Origin of the sequence: Enterobacter sp. DN, from assembly GCF_046054285.1 — a bacterium.
Classification (GTDB): domain Bacteria; phylum Pseudomonadota; class Gammaproteobacteria; order Enterobacterales; family Enterobacteriaceae; genus Enterobacter; species Enterobacter hormaechei_C.
Genome location: NZ_JBJJTG010000002.1, coordinates 766,324 through 792,299 on the forward strand (window position 1 = coordinate 766,324; position 25,976 = coordinate 792,299).

22 protein-coding genes are annotated in these 25,976 nt (G+C 54.4%); 9 read left to right on the forward strand and 13 right to left on the reverse strand.

Annotation, left to right across the window (positions count from 1 at the left end; genetic code table 11):
* Positions 1-53 precede the first annotated feature (53 nt).
* From ACJTMZ_RS08250 to ACJTMZ_RS08260, 3 genes are read right to left on the reverse strand one after another with little or no spacing between them, the layout of a single operon-like run.
* A complete protein-coding gene (locus ACJTMZ_RS08250; RefSeq protein WP_023296031.1) occupies positions 54-1,835 on the reverse strand; it encodes a SmdB family multidrug efflux ABC transporter permease/ATP-binding protein in 1,782 nt (593 codons plus the stop codon).
* Positions 1,828-3,582 carry a SmdA family multidrug ABC transporter permease/ATP-binding protein gene (locus ACJTMZ_RS08255; protein ID WP_017383197.1) on the reverse strand — a complete coding sequence of 585 codons (1,755 nt, stop codon included), beginning with the start codon at positions 3,580-3,582 and terminating at the stop codon, positions 1,828-1,830. The genes ACJTMZ_RS08250 and ACJTMZ_RS08255 overlap by 8 nt, the downstream gene beginning before the upstream one ends.
* Before the next feature lie 30 nt (positions 3,583-3,612).
* Positions 3,613-4,071, reverse strand: coding sequence for an Lrp/AsnC family transcriptional regulator (locus ACJTMZ_RS08260; protein WP_015571267.1), 459 nt, complete (start codon positions 4,069-4,071; stop codon positions 3,613-3,615).
* Between the two features lie 115 nt (positions 4,072-4,186).
* Between ACJTMZ_RS08260 and ACJTMZ_RS08265 the strand changes: the two genes are divergently transcribed.
* The gene (locus ACJTMZ_RS08265) at positions 4,187-5,233 is read left to right on the forward strand and encodes a PLP-dependent cysteine synthase family protein (RefSeq protein ID WP_017694408.1); all 1,047 of its coding nucleotides are present in this window, start codon (positions 4,187-4,189) and stop codon (positions 5,231-5,233) included.
* Positions 5,234-5,274: 41 nt separating this feature from the next.
* Here ACJTMZ_RS08265 and cof read toward each other — a convergent pair whose 3' ends face one another.
* Positions 5,275-6,093 (reverse strand): HMP-PP phosphatase, encoded by an 819-nt coding sequence (cof, locus tag ACJTMZ_RS08270; protein WP_408626897.1) that lies wholly within the window; start codon positions 6,091-6,093, stop codon positions 5,275-5,277.
* A 101-nt stretch (positions 6,094-6,194) separates the two neighbouring features.
* Between cof and ACJTMZ_RS08275 the strand changes: the two genes are divergently transcribed.
* Together ACJTMZ_RS08275 and queC are read left to right on the forward strand one after the other, a co-directional pair.
* Positions 6,195-8,009, forward strand: a complete 1,815-nt coding sequence (locus tag ACJTMZ_RS08275; RefSeq protein WP_408626898.1) for an SgrR family transcriptional regulator — start codon at positions 6,195-6,197, stop codon at positions 8,007-8,009.
* 66 nt (positions 8,010-8,075) lie between these two features.
* Positions 8,076-8,771 (forward strand): 7-cyano-7-deazaguanine synthase QueC, encoded by a 696-nt coding sequence (gene queC / locus ACJTMZ_RS08280; RefSeq protein WP_015571271.1) that lies wholly within the window; start codon positions 8,076-8,078, stop codon positions 8,769-8,771.
* A 62-nt stretch (positions 8,772-8,833) separates the two neighbouring features.
* Here the strand turns inward: queC and ACJTMZ_RS08285 are convergent, their stop codons facing one another.
* The 9 genes from ACJTMZ_RS08285 to bolA form a co-directional block, all read right to left on the reverse strand.
* A complete protein-coding gene (locus tag ACJTMZ_RS08285) occupies positions 8,834-9,232 on the reverse strand; it encodes a YbgC/FadM family acyl-CoA thioesterase (RefSeq protein WP_017694410.1) in 399 nt (132 codons plus the stop codon).
* Between the two features lie 97 nt (positions 9,233-9,329).
* Positions 9,330-9,710 carry a helix-hairpin-helix domain-containing protein gene (locus ACJTMZ_RS08290; protein ID WP_017383193.1) on the reverse strand — a complete coding sequence of 127 codons (381 nt, stop codon included), beginning with the start codon at positions 9,708-9,710 and terminating at the stop codon, positions 9,330-9,332.
* Positions 9,711-9,858: 148 nt separating this feature from the next.
* Positions 9,859-11,730 (reverse strand): peptidylprolyl isomerase, encoded by a 1,872-nt coding sequence (ppiD, locus tag ACJTMZ_RS08295; protein WP_252010927.1) that lies wholly within the window; start codon positions 11,728-11,730, stop codon positions 9,859-9,861.
* Positions 11,731-11,942: 212 nt separating this feature from the next.
* Positions 11,943-12,215, reverse strand: coding sequence for a nucleoid-associated protein HU-beta (gene hupB / locus ACJTMZ_RS08300; protein ID WP_002444653.1), 273 nt, complete (start codon positions 12,213-12,215; stop codon positions 11,943-11,945).
* Positions 12,216-12,425: 210 nt separating this feature from the next.
* Positions 12,426-14,780, reverse strand: a complete 2,355-nt coding sequence (gene lon / locus ACJTMZ_RS08305; protein ID WP_014882775.1) for an endopeptidase La — start codon at positions 14,778-14,780, stop codon at positions 12,426-12,428.
* Positions 14,781-14,964: 184 nt separating this feature from the next.
* Positions 14,965-16,239: an ATP-dependent protease ATP-binding subunit ClpX gene (gene clpX / locus ACJTMZ_RS08310; protein ID WP_015571275.1), complete on the reverse strand. Its 1,275-nt coding sequence runs from the start codon at positions 16,237-16,239 to the stop codon at positions 14,965-14,967.
* A 128-nt stretch (positions 16,240-16,367) separates the two neighbouring features.
* Positions 16,368-16,991, reverse strand: coding sequence for an ATP-dependent Clp endopeptidase proteolytic subunit ClpP (gene clpP, locus ACJTMZ_RS08315; RefSeq protein WP_006809880.1), 624 nt, complete (start codon positions 16,989-16,991; stop codon positions 16,368-16,370).
* Between the two features lie 260 nt (positions 16,992-17,251).
* Positions 17,252-18,550 carry a trigger factor gene (tig, locus tag ACJTMZ_RS08320; protein ID WP_015571277.1) on the reverse strand — a complete coding sequence of 433 codons (1,299 nt, stop codon included), beginning with the start codon at positions 18,548-18,550 and terminating at the stop codon, positions 17,252-17,254.
* A gap of 331 nt (positions 18,551-18,881) precedes the next feature.
* Entirely contained in the window at positions 18,882-19,199 is a 318-nt protein-coding gene (gene bolA / locus ACJTMZ_RS08325; RefSeq protein ID WP_003859051.1) for a transcriptional regulator BolA, read from the reverse strand.
* A gap of 303 nt (positions 19,200-19,502) precedes the next feature.
* Between bolA and ACJTMZ_RS08330 the strand changes: the two genes are divergently transcribed.
* The 6 genes from ACJTMZ_RS08330 to ACJTMZ_RS08355 all read left to right on the forward strand — a co-directional run bounded on the left by ACJTMZ_RS08330 (position 19,503) and on the right by ACJTMZ_RS08355 (position 25,966).
* Positions 19,503-20,081: a lipoprotein gene (locus tag ACJTMZ_RS08330; protein WP_003859052.1), complete on the forward strand. Its 579-nt coding sequence runs from the start codon at positions 19,503-19,505 to the stop codon at positions 20,079-20,081.
* A gap of 45 nt (positions 20,082-20,126) precedes the next feature.
* Positions 20,127-21,602, forward strand: coding sequence for a muropeptide MFS transporter AmpG (ampG, locus tag ACJTMZ_RS08335; RefSeq protein WP_047718592.1), 1,476 nt, complete (start codon positions 20,127-20,129; stop codon positions 21,600-21,602).
* Positions 21,603-22,080: 478 nt separating this feature from the next.
* The gene (gene cyoA / locus ACJTMZ_RS08340) at positions 22,081-23,028 is read left to right on the forward strand and encodes a cytochrome o ubiquinol oxidase subunit II (protein WP_006809886.1); all 948 of its coding nucleotides are present in this window, start codon (positions 22,081-22,083) and stop codon (positions 23,026-23,028) included.
* 16 nt (positions 23,029-23,044) lie between these two features.
* Positions 23,045-25,036: a cytochrome o ubiquinol oxidase subunit I gene (gene cyoB, locus ACJTMZ_RS08345; RefSeq protein WP_017383189.1), complete on the forward strand. Its 1,992-nt coding sequence runs from the start codon at positions 23,045-23,047 to the stop codon at positions 25,034-25,036.
* The gene (locus ACJTMZ_RS08350) at positions 25,026-25,640 is read left to right on the forward strand and encodes a cytochrome o ubiquinol oxidase subunit III (RefSeq protein WP_003859057.1); all 615 of its coding nucleotides are present in this window, start codon (positions 25,026-25,028) and stop codon (positions 25,638-25,640) included. Before cyoB ends, ACJTMZ_RS08350 begins: the two co-directional genes overlap by 11 nt.
* Positions 25,640-25,966 (forward strand): cytochrome o ubiquinol oxidase subunit IV, encoded by a 327-nt coding sequence (locus tag ACJTMZ_RS08355; protein WP_006809888.1) that lies wholly within the window; start codon positions 25,640-25,642, stop codon positions 25,964-25,966. Before ACJTMZ_RS08350 ends, ACJTMZ_RS08355 begins: the two co-directional genes overlap by 1 nt.
* Positions 25,967-25,976: the final 10 nt, after the last annotated feature.

Consider the following 25,976-nt stretch of genomic DNA (forward strand, 5'->3'; position numbering starts at 1 on the left):
TCAGTTTTGCACCAACGGTTAAGTCTGTTAGCGCATTGCCTTGTTATGGTGCATCAGGCGCTGAGTGACTCTTCCTCGCGCTCGCTGGCGGCCAGTTCGTCGCCTGCCAGCTGCAACTGATACATCTGCCAGTAGCGTCCTTTTGCCTCAAGCAGCGCTCTGTGCGTCCCCCGTTCAACGGCCTGGCCACGGTGCAGCACCAGAATGGTATCGGCATCGACGATGGTTGAGAGGCGGTGGGCGATCACCACCAGCGTAGTGCGATCCCGCACGGCAGCCAGCGCCTGCTGGATCGCCTGCTCGGTACCGGAGTCAATGCTTGCGGTCGCTTCATCCAGAATTAACACCTGTGGCGTCTCAATCAGCACGCGCGCCAGCGCAAGAAGTTGCTTTTGCCCGACCGAGAGATTATTGCCCTGCTCACCCAGCCGGGTATGGATCCCCTCGCTTAACCCGCGCGCCAGATCCGCAAGCTGTACCGTTTCCAGCACCTCCCATACCTGCTCAGGCGTGAAAGGTCGTCCCAGCGTCACGTTGGCATAAAAGGTATCCGCCAGTACCACCGGATCCTGCTGCACCATCGCGACGCCCTTACGTAACGCGTTGTGGCTAAGCGCGGCAAGCGGCCGTCCGTCCAGACGGATCTCCCCTTGCGTCAACGGATAGTAGCCCATCAGCAAACTGGCGAGCGTGCTTTTGCCGCTACCGGTATGCCCAACCAGGGCGACAAAACCGCGCGACGGTACCTCGAGGTTGATATCCTGCAAGACAAGCTGGTCGTCGCGGTAGGCAAACGAGACATGATCAAACGCTATGGATCCACTTTCCAGCGGGCGTTCGTCATCGCCATAGGTCTGACGCGGCCTGTCCATCAGCTCGAATACACGTTCGCCCGCGACCACTGCCTGTTGCAGCATCGATTGCTGCGTGGTGAGTTCAATCAGCGGTTCGTTAAGGCGTCCAAGGTAGCTGATAAATGCGTACAGTACCCCCACCTCGATGGTTCCGCGCGTCGTCAGGCCAAACAGCATCAACAGCCCGCACAGCACCAGCGCAGAGAAGAGGCTCAGCAGCGGGCGTAACAGGAAGCCATCCAGCCGTAACGTCTGCATCCGCGCCATATAGTGCGAGCGGCTGGCTTCTCCCATTCGCTCGCCAAAACGCGCCTGCTGGCGAAACTGCTGGATAACGCTCATGCCGTTGATTACTTCGTTGAAGCCATCATTGATATCTGCGAGGTAAGCGCGCACGCGACGAACAATCGGCGTGCTGTAGCGCTGGTAAATTACCATCACAATCAGCACCGCCGGGAAAATAGCGATCGCCACCAGCGCCATACGCCAGTCCAGGCTGAACATCGCCACCAGCATCGCGCCAATTAACGCGGCACTGCGCAGAACCGTTGCGACAACGGTTACATAGAGGTCGCGGATCACCTCGGTGTCATTGGTGACGCGCGAAATAACCTGTCCGACCGGCTGGGTATCAAACTCGCTCAGCGGCTGGCGCAGCGCGGCATCCATCACATCCGTGCGTAGCTGCTGGACCACGCCCACGGCAGCCCGGTTAAACAGCAGCGACTGCGCATAGTGCAGCCCCGCCGCCGTCAGCTGTAGGCCGACATACGCCACGCCCAGCCCCGCCACCAGCCCCAGCGGCAGATAGTTTTTCGCCACCATATTGTCGATGAAATAGCTGATAAGCAGCGGACCGGTCACCTCCGCAATCGCGGCGATCCACAGCAACAGCACGGCGATGGAAAGCGGTTTGCGCCACGGTGAGCCATAGGCCAGCAGCCGTTTTAACGTCGGCCACATCTGTCCAAACTTACGCATCGGCGACCTCCTCATCCAGCGCGGCTTCAAGCTGTTGATAGCGGTACATATCCCGATACCATCCGGTCTGCCCGGCAAGCTGCTCATGCTGACCACGCTGAGCAATATGCCCGTGCTGAAGCACCAGAATTTCACTGGCTTCGGTAAGGGCCGACAGACGGTGCGCGCTGATAATGACCGTGCGCCCCTCTCCCCACTGGCGAAGGTTATGCAAAATTTGATGTTCAGTACGTCCGTCAACCGCGGACAGCGCATCATCCAGTATCAGGATCTCAGCGTCCAGCAGCAGCGCGCGGGCAATAGAGATACGCTGTTTTTGTCCGCCGGAGAGCATAACGCCCCGCTCACCCACTTCCGTGTCGTAGCCCTGCGGCAGGCGCAGAATATCCTCGTGGACGCTGGCCAGACGCGCCACGTGCTCGATCTGGTCCTGTGTCGCCGTCGGACACCCGAGCGCGATATTGTTGGCAATGGTGTCTGAAAACAAAAACGGCGTCTGGCTGACGACCGCCAGGCGGCTGCGCCAGTCATCCAGCAGCAGACGTGGCAGAGGGACGTCGTGGAAACGGATATCGCCTTCGCTCACGTCAAAATGGCGCTGAATCAGTGACAGAATGGTGCTTTTACCGGAACCCGTCGGGCCACAGATGCCCAGCATCTGACCAGGACGCAGCGTGAAACTGACGTTCTCAAGCACCGGATGTTCCGTTTGCGGGTAGATAAAGGCGCGGATATCAGCCTTGAGAATACCCGGACCTTCCGGCACCGGCTCGCTGCCATCGTTCACGACCGGCACTTCCGCCAGCATGGCGCGGATACGGCTGTAAGCGGCGCTCCCGCGTTCAACGATATTAAACATCCAGGCCAGCGCCAGCATCGGCCAGATCATCAGCCCAAGGTACATCGCAAAGCTGGTTAACTGCCCGAGGGTCATCGTGCCTTGCACCACCATCCAGCTGCCGCCGCCCACTGCCAGCAGGTTCGCCATGCCAATCGCAATATAAATTGTCGGATCGAAACGGGCATCAATACGCGCCACGCGCATGTTTTTCGCGCCGGTATCGGCGGCGTCGGCGGCAAACAGCGCGGACTGGCGGTCTTCCAGACCAAACGCTTTAATCATGCGGATGCTGGTCATGCTCTCCTGGGTGCGATCGTTCAGCGACGAGAACGCCGCCTGCGCCAGCTTAAAGCGTTCATGGAGCTGCTCGCCGTAGCGGTTAATTGCCAGCGCCATCAGCGGCATCGGCAGCAGCGCCAGCAGCGTGAGCTCCCAGCTAATTTGCGTAGACATCACAATCAGTACCGCACAGCCCATCACCAGGGAATCCACCAGCGTTAGCACCCCTTCACCGGCGGCAAACACCACGCGGTCTACATCGTTAGTGGCGCGGGCGATGAGATCCCCGGTACGGTGACGCAGATAAAACTCAGGGTGCTGGCGGCTCAGCTGGCGGTAAAAGTCCTCACGCAGCTCAACGGCAAGCTGATAGGACGCGCCGAACAGCAGCACGCGCCAGACATAACGCAGCAGGTAAACCACCACGGCCGTCAGCACCAGCGTACCGCCCCACATCATCACCCGTGCGGCGGTGTAATGTTGTTCCGTAACGCCATCCACGACGTAACCCACCACTTTGGGCGGGATTAGTTGCAGAATGGCAATGATAATAAGCAGGGCCACCGCGCCGAGGTAGCGTTGCCACTCCCGACGAAAGTACCAGCTTAATTGGGCAAATAATCGCACGCGGTCTTTTCCTGAAGGTATTTTAAGAAGTTATTCAATGGGTAACGCTGTGGTGTATTTAATCTGTTCCATGGCGAAACTGGAGGTGACATCGGACAAGCCTGGTACGCTATTGACCAGCCGCTTGTAGAAATCATCGTAGCGCTTCATGTCTGCCACCTGAACGCGCATCAGATAGTCGTATTCCCCCGCCATGCGCCAGAAGCCGAGCACTTCGGGCATGTCGGAAACCTGGGTGACGAAGCGGCAGTACCATTCGCTACTGTGATGCTGCGTTTTTATCAGGACGAAGGCGGTCAGTCCAAGCCCCAGTTTTTCGGGATCCAGCAACGCCACGCGTCCCAGCAGAATGCCATCATCTTCCAGCTTCTTGAGGCGCTTCCAGCACGGTGTGGTGGTCAGATTAACGGCATCTGCCAGCGCCTGCAAAGAGAGGGTGCAGTCGCTTTGCAGCAAAGAAAGCAGCTTACGATCAATTTTATCTAACATAGCCACCTCGAAGAGAAAATTATTCTCCTTACATTCTATTTTAAAGGTCAGATAGCAACAATTTTTTCTGTGCTTTTCGCTATGCTGGGCACAAAATGACAAACGGATAACTACGATGAATAGCACCTGGGTTAAACATGCCATCAGCGAAATAAATGCCGACTATCAGCGCTCGGCAGACACCCACTTGATCCGCCTGCCTCTGCCTGGATTTCCCGGCATTCAGCTTTACCTGAAGGATGAAAGCACCCATCCTACCGGCAGCCTGAAGCATCGCCTGGCGCGTTCACTCTTTTTATACGGTTTATGTAACGGCTGGATTAAAGAAGGCACCACGATTATTGAATCGTCGTCCGGATCAACTGCCGTCTCCGAAGCCTACTTTGCCCGCCTGCTGGGCCTCCCGTTTATCGCCGTGATGCCCTCCTGCACGGCGAAACGTAAAGTCGAACAGATCGAATTTTACGGCGGACGCTGCCACTTTGTGGAAAGCGCCTGCGAAATCTATGCGGCCTCCGAAATGCTGGCCCGCGAACTGAATGGTCACTATATGGACCAGTTCACCTTCGCCGAGCGCGCCACCGACTGGCGCGGCAATAATAACATTGCGGACAGCATTTTCCGCCAGATGACCCACGAGCCGCATCCTGTTCCCTCTTACATTGTCATGAGCGCGGGCACGGGCGGAACCTCCGCCACCATCGGACGTTATATCCGCTGTCAGGGTTATGATACGCAGCTGATGGTGGTTGACCCGCAAAACTCGGTGTTCCTCGATTACTGGCAATCCCGCGATGCCAGCCTGCGCAGCCCCGTGGGGAGCAAGATCGAAGGGATTGGTCGCCCGCGCGTCGAACCCTCGTTCATTCCGGACGTTGTGGATGAGATGCTCCGCGTGCCGGACGCCGCCAGCGTCGCGACGGCGCACTGGCTGGAGACACAGCTTGGCCGTAAAGTCGGGGCTTCCACCGGCACCAATATGTGGGGCGCGCTACAGCTGGCCGCGAGGATGCGCGAAGAAGGCCGTACCGGCTCTGTCGTCACGCTGCTGTGTGACAGCGGGGAGCGCTACCTGGACACCTATTACAACGCAGAATGGGTACAGGCCAATATTGGCGATGTAGAACCGTGGAAAGCGCAGATTTCGCAGCTGGTGAAATAAAAAAAAGCCAGGCTTTAGCCTGGCTTGCTGGAAGGGTCTCACTATTCGGGGGAATATGGGAGGTTATTTTTGTCCAGCCAATGTGTCAAAAAATGGGACACCGCTTCGTTACGACAGTGTCCGATAACCGGTAAATGCGGGAGCGCGGCGATAAGTTGCGGCATCGCGTTCCCCATAATCAGCCCACGCCCTACGCTGCTCAGCATCTCGTGGTCGTTCATGGCGTCACCAAAGGCCATACAGTCCTGCATCGTCAGCCCCAGATGATCGCTCAGCACCGCCAGCGCAGATCCTTTGTTACAGCCCACCGGCAGCACTTCAAGGCAGTCCACCGCCGAGAAGGTCAGGTGCGCCCGGTCGCCCAGCGCCTCGTTAAGCTGAATACGCAGGCGGCAGAGATCGTCGTGATCGCCACAGAAGCAGATCTTGGTCACCTTGTGTGCCGGAATGCGGCGCAAATCGATAAGCTGATATTTAAAGCCGCTGTAAACGTGAGCGTGCAGCAAGGCCGGGATCTCACGCCCGGTAAACCAGCCTTCATCATTAAAAACATGCACGCTGGCCTGCGTATCCCAGGTGCTGTGCAGGGCAATGTCCGCCACTTCCGGATTCAGATCCTGACGGTGCAGCATATTGCCGTCGACGGAGTGAATGCGCGTCCCGTTGCCGGTGATCAGGAACGCATCGAGGGCAAATGTTCCCAGCAGATGGCGCATCTCGAGAACATGACGACCAGTGGCAAACGTCAGGGTGACTTCACGCTCGCGCAGGCGCTTAAGTGTGTTCAGGGTTTTCTCCCCTAAACGGTGATCCGGCATTAACAGCGTGCCGTCCATATCAAATGCAGCGAGCCGAGCCATAATTACTCCCGAAATGTGATGCGGTTAACTTGTGCATCAGTATTACGTGAGATATACGGAAGTAATAGTGAATAGATGATAATTATTGTTCCGGGTTTTTCATGCGCCAGCTTAATCGTCTTAACCAGTATCAGCGTCTGTGGCACCCTTCCGCCGGCGCACCGCAGCAGGTTACCATCAGTGAACTTGCCAGCCGCTGCTTTTGCAGCGAGCGACATGTTCGCACCCTGCTGCGCCAGGCGCAGGAGGCGGGCTGGCTAAGCTGGCACGCCCGCTCCGGACGAGGTAAGCGTGGGGAATTACGCTTTCACGTCACCCCGGACTCGTTGCGTAATACGATGATGGAAGAGGCCCTGAAAAGTGGACAGCAGCACAACGCGCTGGAGCTGGCCCAGCTCGCGCCTGAAGATTTGCGATCGCTGCTGCATCCGTTTATGGGCGGGCAGTGGCAGAACGATACGCCGACGCTGCGTATTCCCTACTATCGCTCGCTGGAGCCGCTTCAGCCAGGGTTTCTCCCTGGCCGGGCGGAGCAGCATCTGGCGGGACAGGTATTCTCTGGTTTGACGCGTTTTAATGGTAACAGCAGTGAACCCACGGGCGATCTGGCGCATCACTGGGAAATCTCCGCTGACGGCCTGCGCTGGCATTTCTACATTCGCTCCACCCTGCACTGGCATAACGGCGATAAAATAGAGACGGCACAGCTCCGGCAAAGCCTGACGGCGCTGTTATCGCAGCCCGGCATGGGNCTGCGCTGGCATTTCTACATTCGCTCCACCCTGCACTGGCATAACGGCGATAAAATAGAGACGGCACAGCTCCGGCAAAGCCTGACGGCGCTGTTATCGCAGCCCGGCATGGGCACGCTTTTCCGCAGCGTCTTACGTATCGAAACCACGCATCCGCAGTGCCTGACGTTTATTCTCCATCAACCTGACTACTGGCTGGCGCACAGGCTGGCAACCTACTGTAGCCGTCTGGCGCATCCCGATTACCCCGTGGTGGGCAGCGGTCCCTTCCGGCTGAGCGTTTTTGAGCCTGAACTGGTGCGTCTGGAAAGCCACGAGCAGTATCACCTTGGCCATCCGTTGCTTAAGGCTATCGAGTACTGGATCACGCCCCAGCTTTTTGACTACAGTCTGGGCACCAGCTGTCGCCACCCGGTGCAAATCGCCATTGGCGAGGCCGACGAGCTGGCCAGCCTGCGGCTGGTGAGTAACAGCACCAGTCTGGGTTTCTGCTACCTCACGCTGAAACAGAGCCCGCGTCTGAGCGAACTTCAGGCAAAGCGGCTGATTAATATCATTCATCTCTCAACGCTGCTGCACACGCTTCCCCTGAACGAAGGGCTCATCACCCCTACCGAGGAACTGCTTCCCGGCTGGACGATCCCCCAATGGCCTGATTTAACCGACGTTGCGCTGCCAGAGGCATTGACGCTCGTCTACCACCTGCCGGTTGAGCTTCACACCATGGCCAGCCAGTTAAAAGCATACCTTGCGCGGCAGGGTTGTGAACTGACCGTCATCTTTCACGACGCCAAAACGTGGGACGGGTGCCAGCAGCTTGCCGATGCAGACATCATGATGGGAGACAGACTGATTGGCGAAGCGCCAGCGTACACGCTTGAGCAGTGGCTCCGCTGCGATGCGCTCTGGCCGCATCTGCTGAGCGCACCGGCATACGCCCATTTGCAGGCCACGCTGGATGCGGTGCAGACGCAGGCCGACGAACGTGACCGACACGCAGGACTTCAGGCTATCTTCAGCCGGTTAATGGAGACAGCCGTCCTGACGCCGCTCTTTAACTACCAGTATCAAATCAGCGCGCCTCCGGGCGTCAACGGCATACGCCTTAACACTCGCGGCTGGTTTGACTTCACCGAAGCCTGGCTTCCTCCCCCAAACGCGTGAAGAAGCTGGTCGCCGCTTTAGCCAGGCGTTAACATGACGCTTTTACTGTAACTGTCGAGATGATCTATGAAACGTGCCGTCGTCGTGTTCAGCGGAGGACAAGATTCCACCACCTGCCTGATTCAGGCGCTTCACCAGTATGATGAAGTGCACTGCGTCACTTTTGATTATGGTCAGCGTCATCGCGCTGAAATCGATGTCGCTCGTGAACTGGCCCTCAAACTGGGCGCCCGCGCTCATAAAGTGCTGGACGTGACGCTGTTAAATGAACTGGCCGTCAGCAGCCTCACCCGCGACAGCATTCCGGTGCCTGATTACGAACCGGATGCCAGCGGCATTCCGAACACCTTCGTACCGGGCCGCAACATTCTCTTCCTGACCCTGACGGCGATCTATGCCTACCAGGTGAAAGCCGAAGCGGTGATCACGGGCGTGTGTGAGACCGACTTCTCTGGCTACCCGGACTGCCGGGATGAATTCGTGAAAGCACTCAATCACGCCGTCGATCTGGGAATGGCAAAAGAGACCCGCTTCGAAACGCCGCTGATGTGGCTGGATAAGGCTGAAACCTGGGCCCTGGCCGACTACTGGGGCAAGCTGGATGTTGTTCGCAACGAGACCCTGACCTGCTACAACGGCATTAAAGGGGACGGCTGCGGGCAGTGTGCCGCCTGTAACCTGCGCGCGAACGGTCTGAATCATTATTTTGCGGATAAAGCGGGCGTGATGGCCGCGATGCAGAAAAAGACCGGGCTGAAATAAGGGCTACCTGACCGTGCTGTCGAACGGTAAGTGTCGACAGCACAGTTATTCCTGAACATTTCTTACGCGATCATCAGCTCCAGCTTTTCGCGCAACTCCCCTTCCAGCGGCAACGCTTTCTGGGTTTTGAGATCGATACAGACAAAGGTGATCAGCGCATCGGCCACCACCTGCCCTTCTGGCTCCAGCGTAACGACCTGGCTCAATACACCACTTTTGCCATTCAGTTGTTGGACCTCACTGGTCACGGTGAGCACATCCCCCAGCACAGCCGGGCGGCGGTAGTTAATGTTGATATTGACGACCACAAACGCGATGTTGTGTGCGGTCAGCCACTGGAAGCTTTCGCTGTTCTCCAGGCCGTCCCAGCGCGCCTCTTCAAGAAATTCAAGGTAGCGGGCGTTATTGACGTGCTGGTAAACATCGAGGTGATAACCACGGACTTTGATTTGTGTCTGCATAGCGCAATAGCCTTTCGTTGTTATAGGTTCAGAGGTCATAACTGGTATGACCTCTTTATCCTGGCAAATTTTTGCCGCAGTGCAAGTGATTACGCGATTACAGCGTCAGGTGTGCGAGATTGCGCTCAACCAGCGCGCTGCCCATACCCGGCACCTGCTTGAGATCGTCAAGGGTTTTGAAAGGGCCATACTCTTCACGATAGCTGACGATGGCCTGCGCTTTTTTTAGACCCACACCATTCATAACGCGGGCAAGATCGTCCGCAGAGGCAGTATTGATACTGACCCGCGTACCCTCGTCCTCAATGGCTTTCGTGCTGGCCGTCGCGTTGGCTTTAACATGACCTTGTGACGTTGCATCGGCCTGGTTTTGTGCAGCCTGCGCTTTAACCGAGGGGGACGCCGCCAGCGCGCCCGCACTCATCCCGGAAGTGGCAATAGCCAGTGTAATTAACAGTGCTTTGATTCCACATTTCATGCTGTTTTCTCCTTGTTTGTTGACAGCCACGCCACGATAACCGCACGGGAAAACAGGGACAAACAACAGATTGCAGAAATGGAAAAGGCCGCGAAAGCGGCCTTTAGTTTTTGCAGAGCGTTACGAAAATCTGCGAGCAGATACGTAATTATTGCTCCTGAGTGACCACATCACCCAGTTTGATTTTGGCTTCTTTACGCAGGTTGCTCATCATCGCTTCGAAAGCAATCTGGGCATTGTTCTGGGTAATTCCCTGAACCATGGCCTTCTTCTGCGCGTCTGGCAGCGTACCGGCTTTTACTTCATCCAGCGCCAAAAGCACCACATTACCCTGCATATCGGTCGTGGTACCATAGACAGGTTTGTCTTTCGCCGGCAGGCTCAGGCCAAACGCCGCCTGGCTGACAGGATCCTGACCGGTACGGCTCAGCGTTTTTGCTTCGCCAAAGCTCAGGCCAGCCGCTTTCAGCGCATCGTTCTTACCGGCTTTCAGATCGGCCAGAATTTTCTCTGCATCCAGTTTTGCCTGCTGTGCCGCTTTGTTGTGTTTGACCAGCGCCACCACCTGATCTTTCACTTCCGCCAGGGGCTTCACTGCCTCGGCTTTGTGCTCGCTGACGCGCAGTACGAACGCTCGGTCACCGTCAACGGTAATGATGTCTGAGTTGCTGCCCGGCGTACCGTTCTCACCGACCAGACCACCATTGAAAATGGCATCTGAAACTGGTTTGAAGTTCAGTTCTTCCGGCAGGTTTTCGTGGCTGAACCAGCCCGTCTCAACCGCTTTAACGCCAGCAGCCTGCTCAGCACCCGCCAGTGATTCGTTGTCGTTGCTTGCGGCATCGCTCACTTTCTGTTGCAGAGCATAGAAGGAGTCCAGCGCTTTCTCCTGCTTCACTTTCGCAGCGATATCATCACGAACGTCAGCCAGCGGCTTGGTTTTCGCCGCCACAACATCGTCCAGACGCGCCACCAGGAAACCAACGGAGGATTTGATTACACCAGACAGTTGGCCTTTCTCTTTCAGGCCTGCATTTTTCAGCTCGTCCGGGGTAGTGGACTCTTCCAGCCAGCCCATATCACCGCCGTTTTTGGCAGAAATAATGTCGGTGGATTTTGCTTTCGCTAAGGTGGCGAAATCAGCGCCTTTGTTCAGCTCGTCCAGCACGGCTTTCGCTTCTGCTTCCGTTTTGGTCTGGATCACGCTGTAACGGTTACGCTGCGGCTGAGTGAACTGATCCTGATGCTGGTCGTAATAAGACTGGATCTCGGCGTCAGTCGCGTTTTCCTGCATCGCAGCTGCATCCAGCTTGATATAGCTTACGCGGAACTGTTCCGGAGAGATGAAGTTGTTCTTGTTTTGCTCGTAGTAAGCATTAACTTCAGCGTCGCTAACCTGCTGTTTCGCTGCCAGTGCGTTGACATCAATCGTCGCTTCACGCACCACGCGTTGCTGCGCCACCAGTGCCGCCAGCTCTTCAGTTTCGCCTTTCAGCATGAAATCGGTGCCCACCACCGCGTTGATCAGCTGTTGCGTGGTCAACTGGTTACGCAGCGCCTGAGCGTACTGGTCAGCCGTCATACCCATCTGGTTAACAATGCTGTTGTAACGCGCGTTGTCGAACTTCCCATTAGACTGGAAAGCCTGCGTCGAGAAGATGGCTTTTTTAACCTGCTCATCGCTGATGCCCAGACCCAGGCTTTTCGCGTACTGATCCAACAGCGCTTCGTCGATAAGGCGGTTCAGCGTCTGCTGACGCAGGTTTTTCATATAGCCTTCGTTGGCTGCAAGTTCAGAGTATTGGTCGCCCAGTTGCTGCTGCATGCGGTTACGTTCACCAGCAAAAGCGTTCTCGAACTGCCCACGGCTAATTTCCTGGCCATTCACTTTTGCGGCGTAGTTCGCGCCACCGCCGATGAGGTAACTACTCACACCGGTCAATATGAACGACACGATAATGATACCGAAAATAATCTTGAGCACGAGACTGTTAGCAGCCGTGCGTAAGCTGTCCATCATGGTGTAACAACACTCCGCTGTAGGTGACTGGTTACCTGACGCTGACGGAAAATCCTGACCGTCGCGCGTAAAGGCGTATTGTGACAAGAAAACAGGGCAATTGTCAGCCCACAACTCGCATAAACTCGCACAAATCAGGTCTGGACAAACAAAAAAGGCACATCAAACGATGCGCCCTTGTACTTTTCAGCTTCCCTGGAGCGGGAAAGCAATCAGTTTACTGCGTCTTTCAGCGCTTTACCTGCACGGAAACCCGGCACTTTAGCGGCAGCAATGGTGATCTCTTTACCGGTCTGAGGGTTGCGGCCAGTACGGGCTGCACGCTCTTTAACCGCAAAAGTACCGAAGCCTACCAGTGCAACGTCGTCCCCAGCTTGCAGAGATTCAGTAACAGAAGCAATTAAAGCATCTAAAGCACGTCCCGCTGCAGCTTTAGAAATATCAGCACCCGCAGCAATTTTGTCAATCAGTTGAGATTTATTCACTGTTCTCTTCCTCTCTTTATAATTTATATCGCACCTGAATCCTTCACAGCGCGACCGCGCAGCAGTTATATCAGTCCTGCTATGACCTTACAACACCCGTTGTTGATGGCTAACCCAATCAGCAATCTAAATTAGCTATACAAAAAAAGGCTGGCAAGTACGAAATGACTTACCAGCCTTGTTTTTATTGGCGCTCTTTGCGCGAGGTCACTATTTTGCGGTTACAACCTGCATTCCGGACGGTTCATTTTGCAGTGCGAGAGTCAGAACTTCCTCAATGCGTTTCACCGGATGGATCTGCAAATCGGCAATAACGTTGTCCGGAATCTCTTCTAGATCGCGTTTATTTTCGTAAGGGATCAATACGGTTTTGATCCCACCGCGGTGTGCCGCCAGCAGTTTTTCTTTTAACCCGCCGATAGGCAGTACCTGACCACGCAGCGTAATTTCACCGGTCATGGCCACATCAGCACGAACCGGGTTCCCTGTCAGGCAGGAAACCAGCGCCGTACACATGGCAATACCCGCGCTTGGGCCATCTTTCGGCGTCGCCCCTTCCGGAACGTGAACGTGAATGTCGCGTTTTTCGTAGAAATCCGGGTTGATACCCAGTTTTTCCGCGCGCGCGCGCACCACGGTCAGCGCCGCCTGGATGGACTCCTGCATCACTTCACCCAGTGAACCGGTGTAGGTCAGCTTGCCTTTGCCCGGGACACAGGCGGTTTCGATGGTCAGCAGATCGCCGCCCACTTCCGTCCATGCCAGACCGGTCACCTGACCAACGCGGTTTTCGTTGTCCGCACGACCGTAGTCGAAGCGCTGAACGCCAAGGTAAGCATGCAGATTGTCGCCGTTAATCACAATGTGCTTCAGGCTCTTATCCAGCAGCAGCTGTTTCACCGCCTTACGGCACAGCTTAGAGATCTCACGCTCGAGGCTACGCACGCCCGCTTCACGGGTGTAATAGCGAATGATGCCAATAATCGCGCTGTCCTCGACGGTCAGCTCGTTGGCTTTCAGCGCGTTACGCTCAATCTGTTTCGGCAGCAGGTGCTGCTTAGCAATGTTCAGCTTCTCATCTTCGGTATAACCGGAGAGACGGATCACTTCCATACGGTCCAGCAGCGGGGCCGGAATGTTCATGGAGTTGGAGGTCGCCACGAACATCACATCGCTCAGGTCGTAGTCCACTTCCAGGTAGTGATCGCTGAACGCCACGTTCTGTTCTGGATCAAGCACTTCCAGCAGCGCCGACGCCGGATCGCCACGCATGTCCGAAGACATTTTGTCGATCTCATCGAGCAGGAACAGCGGGTTTTTAACCCCCACTTTCGCCATCTTCTGGATCAGCTTGCCCGGCATGGAACCGATATAGGTGCGACGATGGCCGCGGATTTCCGCTTCATCGCGTACGCCGCCCAGCGCCATACGGATATACTTACGTCCGGTCGCTTTGGCGATGGACTGGCCCAGAGAGGTTTTACCCACGCCTGGAGGCCCTACCAGGCACAGAATTGGACCTTTGATTTTGTTCACACGGCTCTGTACCGCGAGGTACTCAAGAATGCGGTCTTTCACGCGTTCCAGGCCGTAGTGGTCGGTATCGAGGATTTCCTGCGCCTGACGCAGGTCTTTTTTGACCTTGCTGCGGGCATTCCACGGAACCTGCACCATCCACTCAATATAGCCGCGCACGACGGTCGCCTCTGCCGACATCGGAGACATCATTTTCAGCTTCTGCAACTCAGCTTCGGCTTTCTCTTTCGCCTCTTTCGGCATCTTCGCCGCGTCGATCTTACGCTTCAGCGCTTCGTTTTCATCCGGCGCATCGTCCATCTCGCCGAGCTCTTTCTGAATGGCTTTCATTTGCTCGTTCAGATAGTACTCACGCTGCGATTTTTCCATCTGCTTTTTGACGCGGTTGCGAATGCGCTTCTCAACCTGGAGCAGATCGATCTCAGACTCCATCATCGCCATCAGGTATTCCAGACGTTCGTTAACGTCGGACATTTCCAGCACGGACTGTTTGTCAGCCAGCTTCAGCGGCATGTGCGCAGCGATGGTATCCGCCAGACGTGCAGGATCGTCGATGCTGTTCAGCGACGTCAGCACTTCAGGTGGGATTTTCTTATTCAGCTTGATGTAGCCTTCGAACTGGCTGATCGCGGTGCGTACCAGCACTTCCTGTTCGCGCTCATCAAGTTCCGGTGAATCAAGGTACTCTGCCTTCGCAGAGAAGTGCTCGCCATCGTCTGACAGAGTGGTAATACGCGCACGCTGTAAGCCTTCCACCAGCACCTTCACGGTGCCGTCTGGCAGCTTCAGCATCTGCAAAATAGAGGCCACGGTCCCGACGGTGAAAAGATCGTTTACACCCGGCTCATCCGTTGATGCTTCCTTCTGCGCGACCAACATGATTTTTTTATCATGATCCATGGCGGCTTCGAGGCAACGGATAGATTTTTCCCGCCCTACAAATAAGGGTATGACCATGTGCGGATAAACCACCACATCGCGCAACGGCAATACGGGGATTTCAATGCGTTCAGAACGCTCAGGATTCATAGAGCTCTCTCTTAGTTTAGTGTCCGCCAGGTAAACTGGTCATGTAACTGTGCTTCACACAACCATTAACATGTAATCCAGTATATGGGGATGTTTCCCATACATTCAACGCCATGAATACGGAAAAAGTAAAGGGGAGATAAAATCCCCCCTTTTTGATTAACTGATTGTATGAAATGGTGAATTATTCGCCAGATGCCTGCTGCGCTTCCGGTTTACCGTAAATCAGTAACGGCTTGGACTGGCCACCAATGACGGACTCGTCGATCACGACTTTTTCAACGTCTTCCATAGAAGGAAGATCGTACATCGTGTCGAGCAATGCTGCTTCTACGATAGAACGCAGGCCACGAGCACCGGTTTTACGCGCCATCGCTTTCTTGGCAATCGCGTCCAGTGCTTCGTCACGGAATTCCAGCTCAACGCCTTCCAGATTAAACAGCGCCTGATACTGCTTGGTCAGCGCGTTTTTCGGCTCTTTCAGGATCTGAATCAGCGCGTCTTCGCTCAGTTCGTTCAGGGTCGCCACAACCGGCAGACGGCCGATAAATTCTGGAATCAAACCGAATTTGATCAGATCTTCCGGTTCAACCTGCGCCAGCAGCTGACCTTCATTTGGTTTTTCAGACGTGGCTTTCACCGTTGCGCCAAAACCAATGCCGGAGCCGGTTTCCACACGGTGAGAGATCACTTTATCCAGGCCTGCAAACGCACCACCACAGATAAACAGGATCTTGGAGGTATCAACCTGCAAGAATTCCTGCTGCGGATGTTTACGCCCACCCTGCGGTGGAACAGCCGCAACCGTACCTTCGATCAGCTTCAGCAGCGCCTGCTGCACGCCCTCGCCCGAGACGTCACGGGTGATCGACGGGTTGTCTGATTTACGGGAGATTTTGTCGATCTCATCGATATAGACGATCCCGCGCTGGGCTTTCTGTACGTCGTAATCGCACTTCTGGAGCAGCTTCTGGATAATATTTTCAACGTCTTCACCCACATAACCGGCTTCGGTCAGGGTGGTGGCGTCCGCCATGGTGAACGGAACATCCAGCAGGCGCGCCAGCGTTTCCGCCAGCAGGGTTTTACCAGAACCCGTAGGCCCGATCAGCAGAATGTTACTTTTGCCCAGCTCTACGCCATTGCTGGTATCGCCGTTACGCAGACGTTTGTAGTGGTTGTATACCGCCACCGCCAGCACTTTTTTCGCCTGCTCCTGACCAATGACATAGTCGTCCAGGTGGTGGCGAATCTCGTGTGGCGTTGGTAACGCGCTGCGCTCACGGTGCGGCGCGACTTCTTTAATCTCTTCGCGAATGATGTCGTTACATAAATCGACGCATTCGTCGCAGATATACACGGACGGCCCGGCAATCAGTTTACGCACTTCATGCTGGCTTTTGCCGCAAAAAGAGCAGTACAGCAGTTTGCCCGAACCATCTTTGCGTTTATCTGTCATGAGTCCAAACCTCTTTTTTAAGTTCTATGTGCCGCACATGACGACGCAAATGCCATTCTCAGACGCAAGCTGCTTACAGGCAACGTGCCGCCCTACCTTAGTATAGCGGCACACTCGCGTCGCGGGCATCAATTACGATGGGTCAAAATGGAGTCGACTAAGCCGTACTCAACTGCCTCTGGTGCAGAGAGGAAGCGATCGCGCTCGGTATCGCGCTCGATCTGCTCGAGAGGTTGACCCGTATGCTGCGCCATAAGTTCATTCATGCGCGCTTTTACTTTCAGAATTTCTCGGGCGTGGATTTCAATATCCGTCGCCTGGCCCTGGTAACCACCCAGCGGCTGGTGAATCATCACGCGCGAGTTAGGCAGGCAGAAACGCTTACCTTTCGCCCCTGCGGTTAACAGGAAAGCACCCATGGATGCCGCCTGCCCCATACAGATGGTGCTGACATCCGGCTTGATGAATTGCATGGTGTCATAAATTGACATGCCCGCCGTAATCACACCGCCTGGCGAGTTGATGTACAGGTAAATGTCTTTTTCCGGGTTTTCCGCTTCCAGGAACAGCATCTGCGCCACGATCAGGTTAGCCATATGGTCTTCCACCTGGCCGGTCAGAAAGATAACGCGTTCCTTGAGCAGACGGGAATAGATATCGAAAGAACGCTCACCGCGTGAGGTCTGTTCAATAACCATTGGCACCAGCGCCATATGGGGTGCAAAGTTATCTCGTTCGCCACTGTATGACATTTCCGTCTCCTGGTTCAAAATTGAAAACACCTGCTGTACTGATTGTAACCTTATGGACGGATTATCAGCCAGTCTCAATCATCGTGATTACATACTAATGGGGGTCGTTATGCCCTATTTCAAGCATAACAACGTTTTGTTGTAACGCTAACACTGAAAGGGCGTTTTAGCACCCTTCCAGGACTAAAGCTGTGATAAAAAAAACCCGTCGCCGGAGGGCAACGGGTTTTTTGTTCAAACTTTAAACCGTCGGGGCGAAATTACGCCTGCTGGTTCATCAGTTCGGTGAAAGAGGTCTCTTTTTCGGTCACTTTCGCTTTCGCCAGTACCGCTTCAACAGCCTGCTCTTCCAGTGCGACGTTGCGCATGTTGTCCATCAGCTCTTTGTTCTTGCCGTAGAACTCGATCACTTCTGATGGATCTTCGTATGCAGAAGCCATCTCTTCGATCAGGCCTTTCACACGCTCTTCGTCAGCTTTCAGCTCGTGGGTACGAATCACTTCGCCCAGCAGCAGGCCGACAACAACGCGACGTTTCGCTTGCTCTTCGAACAGCTCGCGTGGCAGTTCCATCGCTTGCTGCTGGTTGCCACCGAAGCGCTGTGCAGCCTGACGGCGCAGAACGTCGATTTCGCTGTCGATCAGGGCAGCAGGAACGTCGATGTCGTTCGCTTTCACCAGACCTTCAATCGCCTGAGACTTCACGCGGTTACGTACAGCGCCGTTCAGCTCGCGCTCCATGTTTTTACGCACTTCGGTACGCAGGCCCGCAACAGAACCATCTTCCACGCCGAAACGCTTGATGAATTCTTCAGTCAGTTCTGGCAGTTCGCGCTCTTCCACTTTCTTCAGGTTGATAACGAACTTCGCTGCTTTACCTTTCAGGTTTTCAGCGTGGTATTCTTCAGGGAAGGTCACGTCAATGGTGAACTCTTCGCCCGCTTTGTGGCCTTTGATACCGTCTTCGAAGCCTGGGATCATACGACCCTGGCCCATCGCCAGTACGAAGTCAGACGCTTTACCGCCTTCGAACTCTTCGCCGTCTACAGAACCGGTGAAGTCGATGGTTACGCGGTCTTCCGCGTCAACAGCGCCTTCTTTCTCTTTCCAGTTCGCCTGCTGCTTGCGCAGGGTATCCAGCATGCCGTCAACGTCTTCGTCAGTCACGGAAACGATCGGTTTTTCAACTTCGATAGATTCCAGACCTTTCAGCTCAACTTCCGGGTACACTTCGAACTCTACGGAGTAGGTGAAGTCTTCGCCCTGCTTGTATTCACCTGGAACGTAGTTCGGCGCGCCGGCTGGATTGATTTTTTCTTTGATGATCGCGTCGATAAAGTTGCGGCTCATCAGTTCACCCAGCACATCTTGACGCACGGAAGCGCCATAACGCTGAGCAACAACATTCATTGGTACTTTGCCCTTGCGGAAGCCGTCAATACGTACTTTTTTTGCTACGTTGACCAGCTCGCTTTTCACAGCAGTTTCGATGCTGTCAGCAGCGATAGTAATCGTTACACGGCGGCCAAGGCCTTGAGTGGTTTCAACTGAAACTTGCATCTTGTTACCTCAAAAAAATCACAGTGCTCGGTCAACTCTGAATCTGTCTGTTATACCGGGATGCTCTCTTATGTGCAGATTCACATTCCCTGTCGCCAGAATCATCCCGAAGACATTCAATAAGACGCGGCATTATAGCGGCATCACTTAGGTGAGTCGAGAACGGTTGGAGCATGTTGCTGCGGCTTTTTTCACACTTTAAGGCTATTTTTAGCCTTAAAAACGCGCCATCCGCTCAAAACTCAGACAAAACAAAACGGCCCGAAGGCCGTTTTGACGAAATCTGTAAGCAACATACTGGAAAAACTCCGGCGGTTGCAAATCCGATTTATCAGGCGATGGTGCCTGCACCCCGACAAGGCGGTGATGCGAATACCGTATCCTGTAGCCCTTCCCATTCCTTAATGGTGTAGGTATGCAGCGCCAGCGCATGTACGGTTGTGGAGAGTTCTTCCGTCAAGGTGCTGTAGATCAAGCGGTGTCGGTTCAGGAAACGTTCTCCCGTGAAGCGATCGCTGACCAGAACCACTTTAAAGTGGCTTTCAGAACCTGCCGGCACGTTATGACGATAGCTTTCGTCGACAACTTCGAGAAACACAGGGTTGAACGCTGCCCTTAATTTTTCTTCTATCTGTTCACGTATCATCATGAAATCACTCCTCCGACAACGCTAAGATGTCACCCATCCCTTTAAATATTAGCCGCTTTTACCGGTTCCATTACACCTTGACAACAAATATTTAGCTTTCGTCTGATTTTCTCATCCAAACGAATGAAGTTCACTATGAGGTTCATACGTTTTGTCACTTACAGGCAGAGAAAAGCGGAAAGGTGGTCAGTTTTCGGACAAGGCGATGAATTTACATGCGTTGACCACTTCCCCTGGCCGTTAGCGATGTTATGATGGCGGCAATTTTTCTCTCTTTGCTTACGATTCGTTGAGAACCCGAAAATGTTAAAAAAACTCTTCTTTCCGTTGGTAGCACTCTTTATGCTCGCCGGCTGCGCGACTCCGCCGACGACCATTGACGTTTCACCAAAAATTACCCTGCCTCAGCAGGATCCAAGCCTTATGGGCGTCACGGTCAGCATTAATGGCGCCGATCAGCGTCAGGACCAGGCGCTGGCGAAAGTGACTCGCGACAACCAGCAGGTCACGCTGACCGCCTCCCGCGACCTGCGCTTCCTGTTGCAGGAAGTGCTGGAAAAACAGATGACCTCCCGTGGCTACATGATTGGCCCAAGCGGCGCGGTTGATCTGCAAATCATCGTGAACAACCTGTACGCTGACGTCTCCCAGGGTAACGTTCGCTACAACATTGCGACCAAAGCCGATATCGCCATCATCGCTACCGCGAAGAACGGCAACAAAATGAACAAAAACTACCGTGCAAGCTATTCCGTTGAAGGCGCATTCCAGGCCTCCAACAAAAATATCGCTGACGCGGTTAACAGCGTGCTGACTGACACCATTGCCGACATGGCACAGGACACCAGCATTCACGACTTCATCAAGCAGAACGCCCGTTAATCCTGCTGACTGGCCCGGTGCTTCACCGGGTCAGTTCATAAGAACATGTCCAGTCACTACTTACGCATTTTCCAGCAACCGAAATCAGCTATTCTGCTGATCCTTGGTTTCGCCTCCGGTTTACCGCTTGCGCTCACCTCCGGCACGTTACAGGCGTGGATGACGGTTGAGAACATCGATCTTAAAACCATTGGTTTCTTCTCGCTCGTCGGCCAGGCTTACGTCTTTAAGTTCCTGTGGTCGCCGGTGATGGATCGCTATACCCCACCGTTCCTCGGGCGCCGTCGCGGCTGGTTAGTGATGACGCAGGTGCTGCTGTTACTGGCCATTGCCGCAATGGGTTTCCTTGAGCCGTCAACACAGCTGCGCTGGATGGCCGCGCTTGCGGTAGTCATCGCCTTCTGTTCCGCTTCGCAGGACATTGTTTTTGACGCCTGGAAGACGGACGTCCTGCCAGCGGAAGAGCGTGGCGCCGGTGCGGCAATCAGCGTGCTTGGCTACCGCCTGGGTATGCTGGTTTCCGGCGGGCTGGCCCTCTGGCTTGCCGACCGCTATCTCGGCTGGCAGGGAATGTACTGGCTGATGGCCGCTCTGCTGATCCCCTGCATTATTGCCACGCTATTCGCGCCCGAACCGAGCGATGTGATTCCGGTCCCCCGCTCGCTGGAGCAGGCCGTCGCCGCACCGCTCCGCGACTTCTTTGGTCGCAATAATGCCTGGCTGATCCTGCTGCTGATTGTCCTTTATAAGCTTGGCGACGCTTTCGCCATGAGTCTGACCACCACCTTCCTGATCCGCGGCGTCGGGTTTGATGCGGGCGAAGTCGGCGTGGTGAACAAAACCCTGGGACTGTTTGCCACGATCGTCGGCGCGCTGTACGGCGGTGTATTGATGCAGCGCCTGACGCTGTTCCGCGCTCTGCTGATCTTCGGCATCCTTCAGGGCGCATCGAATGCCGGTTACTGGCTGCTGTCGATCACCGACAAGCATATGATCAGCATGGCGACGGCGGTATTCTTTGAAAACCTGTGTGGCGGTATGGGCACTGCGGCATTTGTCGCCCTGCTGATGACGCTGTGCAATAAGTCATTTTCTGCCACCCAGTTTGCGCTACTGTCTGCCCTTTCTGCCGTCGGGCGCGTATACGTTGGCCCCGTCGCGGGCTGGTTTGTTGAAGCCCACGGCTGGCCGACGTTTTATCTCTTCTCAGTGGTGGCGGCCGTGCCGGGGATTTTATTGCTGCTGGTCTGTCGCCAGACGCTGGAATATACCCAGCGGACGGAACACTTCATGCCGCGCACGGAATATCAGGCTGCCTATCGGTTTGCCCTGCGTCTGCTGATGGCTGGTTGTCTTGCGCTGATAGTGTGGCTCGCGGTACTCATCTTGAATGCGACGACCACCTTGTCGCTTCCGTTTGAAACCCAGCTGCTTGATGCAGGGGTGTTACTCGCCATCGTGGGTATCCTGACCGGTGGGATGCTGGATTTCATGTCATTGCGGAAAACGCAGATGACATGAAGTAAAAAGCGAAAGGTTATTTCCCGTTGTAATAACGACACGAAATTATAACGGCGAAATAACCGCCATCGGCAAAAAAAATATTTGTTGTTTTGTGCGGGATAGCATTCGGAAATTATTGGAGCTTATTTCGCTACGCTATTTTCCGTTAAACGATTCAGCATTCGAAAGATTGAATTTTCGTTTTTTAGTTGTCTTGTTATTGATAATTAATTGTTAATTATTTGTGTATTTTTCACAATGGTTATACCAATTGTCCCTTTTGCGGTATGCTGGGGCACCCTTTCGTTATAACGCCCGCTCCGTGCGGCTTCCCCCGGGAAACGCGACATAATTTGCAACACTTGTGACATGTGCGGCAGAACCCGGTAACACCTTCCTGACACAGGGCTAATGATGTTTACAGTAATGTAACCTTCCCGTAAAATGCCCCCACACTTTAAACGCCACCAGACTCCCGTGGAATTGAGGTCGTTAAATGAGACTCAGGAAATACAATAAAAGTTTGGGATGGTTGTCATTATTCGCAGGCACTGTATTACTCAGTGGCTGCGATTCTGCACTACTAGACCCCAAAGGACAGATTGGACTGGAACAACGTTCATTGATACTGACGGCTTTTGGCCTGATGTTGATTGTGGTTATTCCTGCCATCTTGATGGCTGTTGGTTTCGCCTGGAAGTATCGTGCGAGCAATAAAGATGCGAAGTATAGCCCTAACTGGTCACACTCCAATAAAGTGGAAGCTGTGGTCTGGACGGTACCTATTCTGATCATCCTGTTCCTTGCTGTACTGACCTGGAAAACCACTCACGCACTTGAGCCGAGCAAACCGCTGGTTCACGATGAAAAACCTATTACCATTGAAGTGGTCTCCATGGACTGGAAATGGTTCTTCATCTATCCAGAACAGGGCATTGCTACCGTGAATGAAATCGCCTTCCCGGCGAACACTCCGGTTCAGTTCAAAGTGACCTCCAACTCCGTAATGAACTCCTTCTTCATCCCACGTCTGGGCAGCCAGATTTACGCGATGGCCGGTATGCAGACTAACCTGCACCTGATCGCGAATGAAGCAGGCACCTACGACGGTATCTCCGCCAGCTATAGTGGCCCGGGCTTCTCGGGTATGAAGTTCAAAGCTATCGCTACGCCAGACCGCGCGACTTTCGACCAGTGGGTTGCAAAAGCGAAGCAGTCTCCAAACACCATGTCTGACATGGCGGCGTTCGAAAAAGTGGCTGCACCTAGCGAATACAACAAGGTGGAGTACTTCTCTAACGTGAAACCGAATCTGTTCAAAGACGTTATTGGCAAATTTATGGATCACGGCATGAGCATGGACATGACCCAGCCTGAAGGCGAGCACAACACGCACCAGGGTATGGAAGGCATGGACATGAGCCACGCGGAAACCGCTCACTAAGGGGCCGAGGAAGAAAATGTTCGGAAAATTGACACTGGATGCAGTGCCCTACCATGAACCGATTATTATGGTTACGGTGGCTGCAATTATCATTGGTGGCGCGGCCTTAGTTGGCCTGATCACTTACTTCGGTAAGTGGAGCTACCTGTGGAATGAGTGGCTGACTTCGGTTGACCACAAAAAACTCGGTATCATGTACTGCATCGTCGGTATCGTCATGTTAATTCGTGGCTTTGCGGATGCAATCATGATGCGTAGCCAGCAGGCGCTTGCGTCTGCGGGCGAAGCCGGCTTCCTGCCACCGCACCACTACGATCAGATCTTTACCGCCCACGGCGTTATCATGATCTTCTTCGTGGCGATGCCGCTGGTAATCGGTCTGATGAACGTGGTCGTTCCGCTGCAAATCGGCGCGCGCGACGTTGCGTTCCCGTTCCTGAACAACCTGAGCTTCTGGTTCACGGTTGTCGGCGTTATCCTGGTTAACCTGTCACTGGGTGTGGGCGAATTTGCTCAGACTGGCTGGCTGGCCTACCCGCCGCTATCAGGAATTGAGTACAGTCCGGGCGTGGGCGTTGACTACTGGATTTGGGCGCTTCAGCTCTCCGGTGTCGGTACCACCCTGACCGGTATTAACTTCTTCGTGACCATCCTGAAGATGCGTGCACCAGGTATGACGATGTTCAAGATGCCAGTATTTACCTGGGCATCTCTGTGCGCCAACGTCCTGATTATCGCGTCGTTCCCAATTCTGACCGTCACCATCGCGCTGCTGACCCTGGATCGCTATCTGGGCACCCATTTCTTCACGAATGATATGGGTGGCAACATGATGATGTACATCAACCTGATTTGGGCCTGGGGTCACCCGGAAGTGTACATCCTGGTTCTGCCGGTGTTCGGTGTGTTCTCCGAAATCGCGGCAACCTTCTCGCGTAAACGCCTGTTTGGTTACACCTCTCTGGTGTGGGCAACCGTATGTATTACCGTACTGTCGTTCATCGTCTGGCTGCACCACTTCTTCACCATGGGTGCGGGCGCCAACGTAAACGCCTTCTTCGGTATTACCACCATGATTATCGCGATCCCGACCGGGGTTAAGATCTTCAACTGGCTGTTCACCATGTACCAGGGTCGTATCGTGTTCCACTCAGCTATGCTGTGGACCATCGGCTTCATCGTGACCTTCTCCGTAGGTGGGATGACCGGCGTACTGCTAGCGGTACCAGGTGCTGACTTCGTTCTGCACAACAGCCTGTTCCTGATTGCGCACTTCCATAACGTTATCATCGGTGGCGTGGTCTTCGGCTGCTTCGCTGGTGTGACCTACTGGTGGCCAAAAGCGTTCGGTTTCACCCTGAACGAAAAATGGGGTAAACGCGCGTTCTGGTTCTGGATCATCGGCTTCTTCGTGGCGTTTATGCCGCTGTACGTGCTGGGCTTCATGGGGATGACCCGTCGTCTGAGCCAGCAGATCGATCCGCAGTTCCACCCAATGCTGATGGTTGCAGCGGGCGGCGCAGCGCTGATTGCCTGCGGTATTCTGTGCCAGCTGATTCAGTACTACGTGTCTATCCGTGACCGTAACCTGAACCGCGACCTGACCGGTGACCCGTGGGGTGGCCGTACGCTGGAGTGGGCGACCTCTTCTCCGCCTCCGTTCTATAACTTTGCCGTAGTGCCGCACATTCACGAGCGTGATGCATTCTGGGAAATGAAAGAAAAAGGTGAAGCGTACAAGCAACCTGAGCATTACGAAGAGATCCATATGCCGAAAAACAGCGCCGCGGGCATGGTTATTGCCGCTTTCGCAACGGTATTTGGTTTCGCAATGATCTGGCACATCTGGTGGATGGCGATTGTTGGCTTCGCTGGCATCGTAATCAGCTGGATTGTAAAGAGCTTTGACGAGGACGTGGACTACTACGTACCAGTCCGTGAAGTTGAAAAGCTGGAAAACCAGCATTTTGACGAGATTTCTAAAGCGGGGCTGAAAAATGGCAACTGATACTCTGGCGCACTCAACTGCCCACGCGCATGAACATGCGCACCATGATACAGGACCGACGAAAGTCTTCGGTTTCTGGATCTACCTGATGAGCGACTGCATCCTGTTCTGCTGTCTGTTCGCAACCTATGCCGTTCTGGTGAACGGCACAGCGGGCGGCCCGACCGGTAAGGACATCTTTGAACTGCCGTTCGTTCTGGTTGAAACCGCACTGCTGTTATTCAGCTCCATCACCTACGGCATGGCGGCTATCGCCATGTACAAAAACAACAAGAGCCAGGTTGTCTCCTGGCTGGCGTTGACCTGGCTGTTTGGTGCTGGCTTTATCGGGATGGAAATCTATGAATTCCATCACCTGATCATGGAAGGTTTCGGCCCGGATCGTAGCGGCTTCCTGTCAGCGTTCTTCGCGCTGGTAGGCACCCACGGTCTGCACGTGACCTCGGGTCTGATCTGGATGGCGGTGCTGATGTTCCAGATCTCCCGTCGCGGCCTGACCAGTACTAACCGTACCCGTATTATGTGCCTGAGCCTGTTCTGGCACTTCCTGGACGTGGTATGGATCTGTGTGTTCTCTGTTGTCTATCTGATGGGGGCGATGTAATGAGTCATTCTAACGATCATGGCGCTTCCCACGGCAGCGTAAAAACCTACATGACAGGTTTCATCCTGTCGATCATTCTGACGGTGATCCCGTTCTGGATGGTGATGAACGGTTCTGCATCTAAGCCGGTTATCCTGGGCGCAATCCTGGTGACCGCGGTGATTCAGATTCTGGTGCATCTGGTTTGCTTCCTGCACATGAACACCAAGTCCGATGAAGGCTGGAACATGACGGCCTTTATCTTTACCGTGATTATCATCGCTATCCTGGTAGTCGGTTCCATCTGGATTATGTGGAACCTTAACTACAACATGATGGTTCACTAAGAGCGGCGAG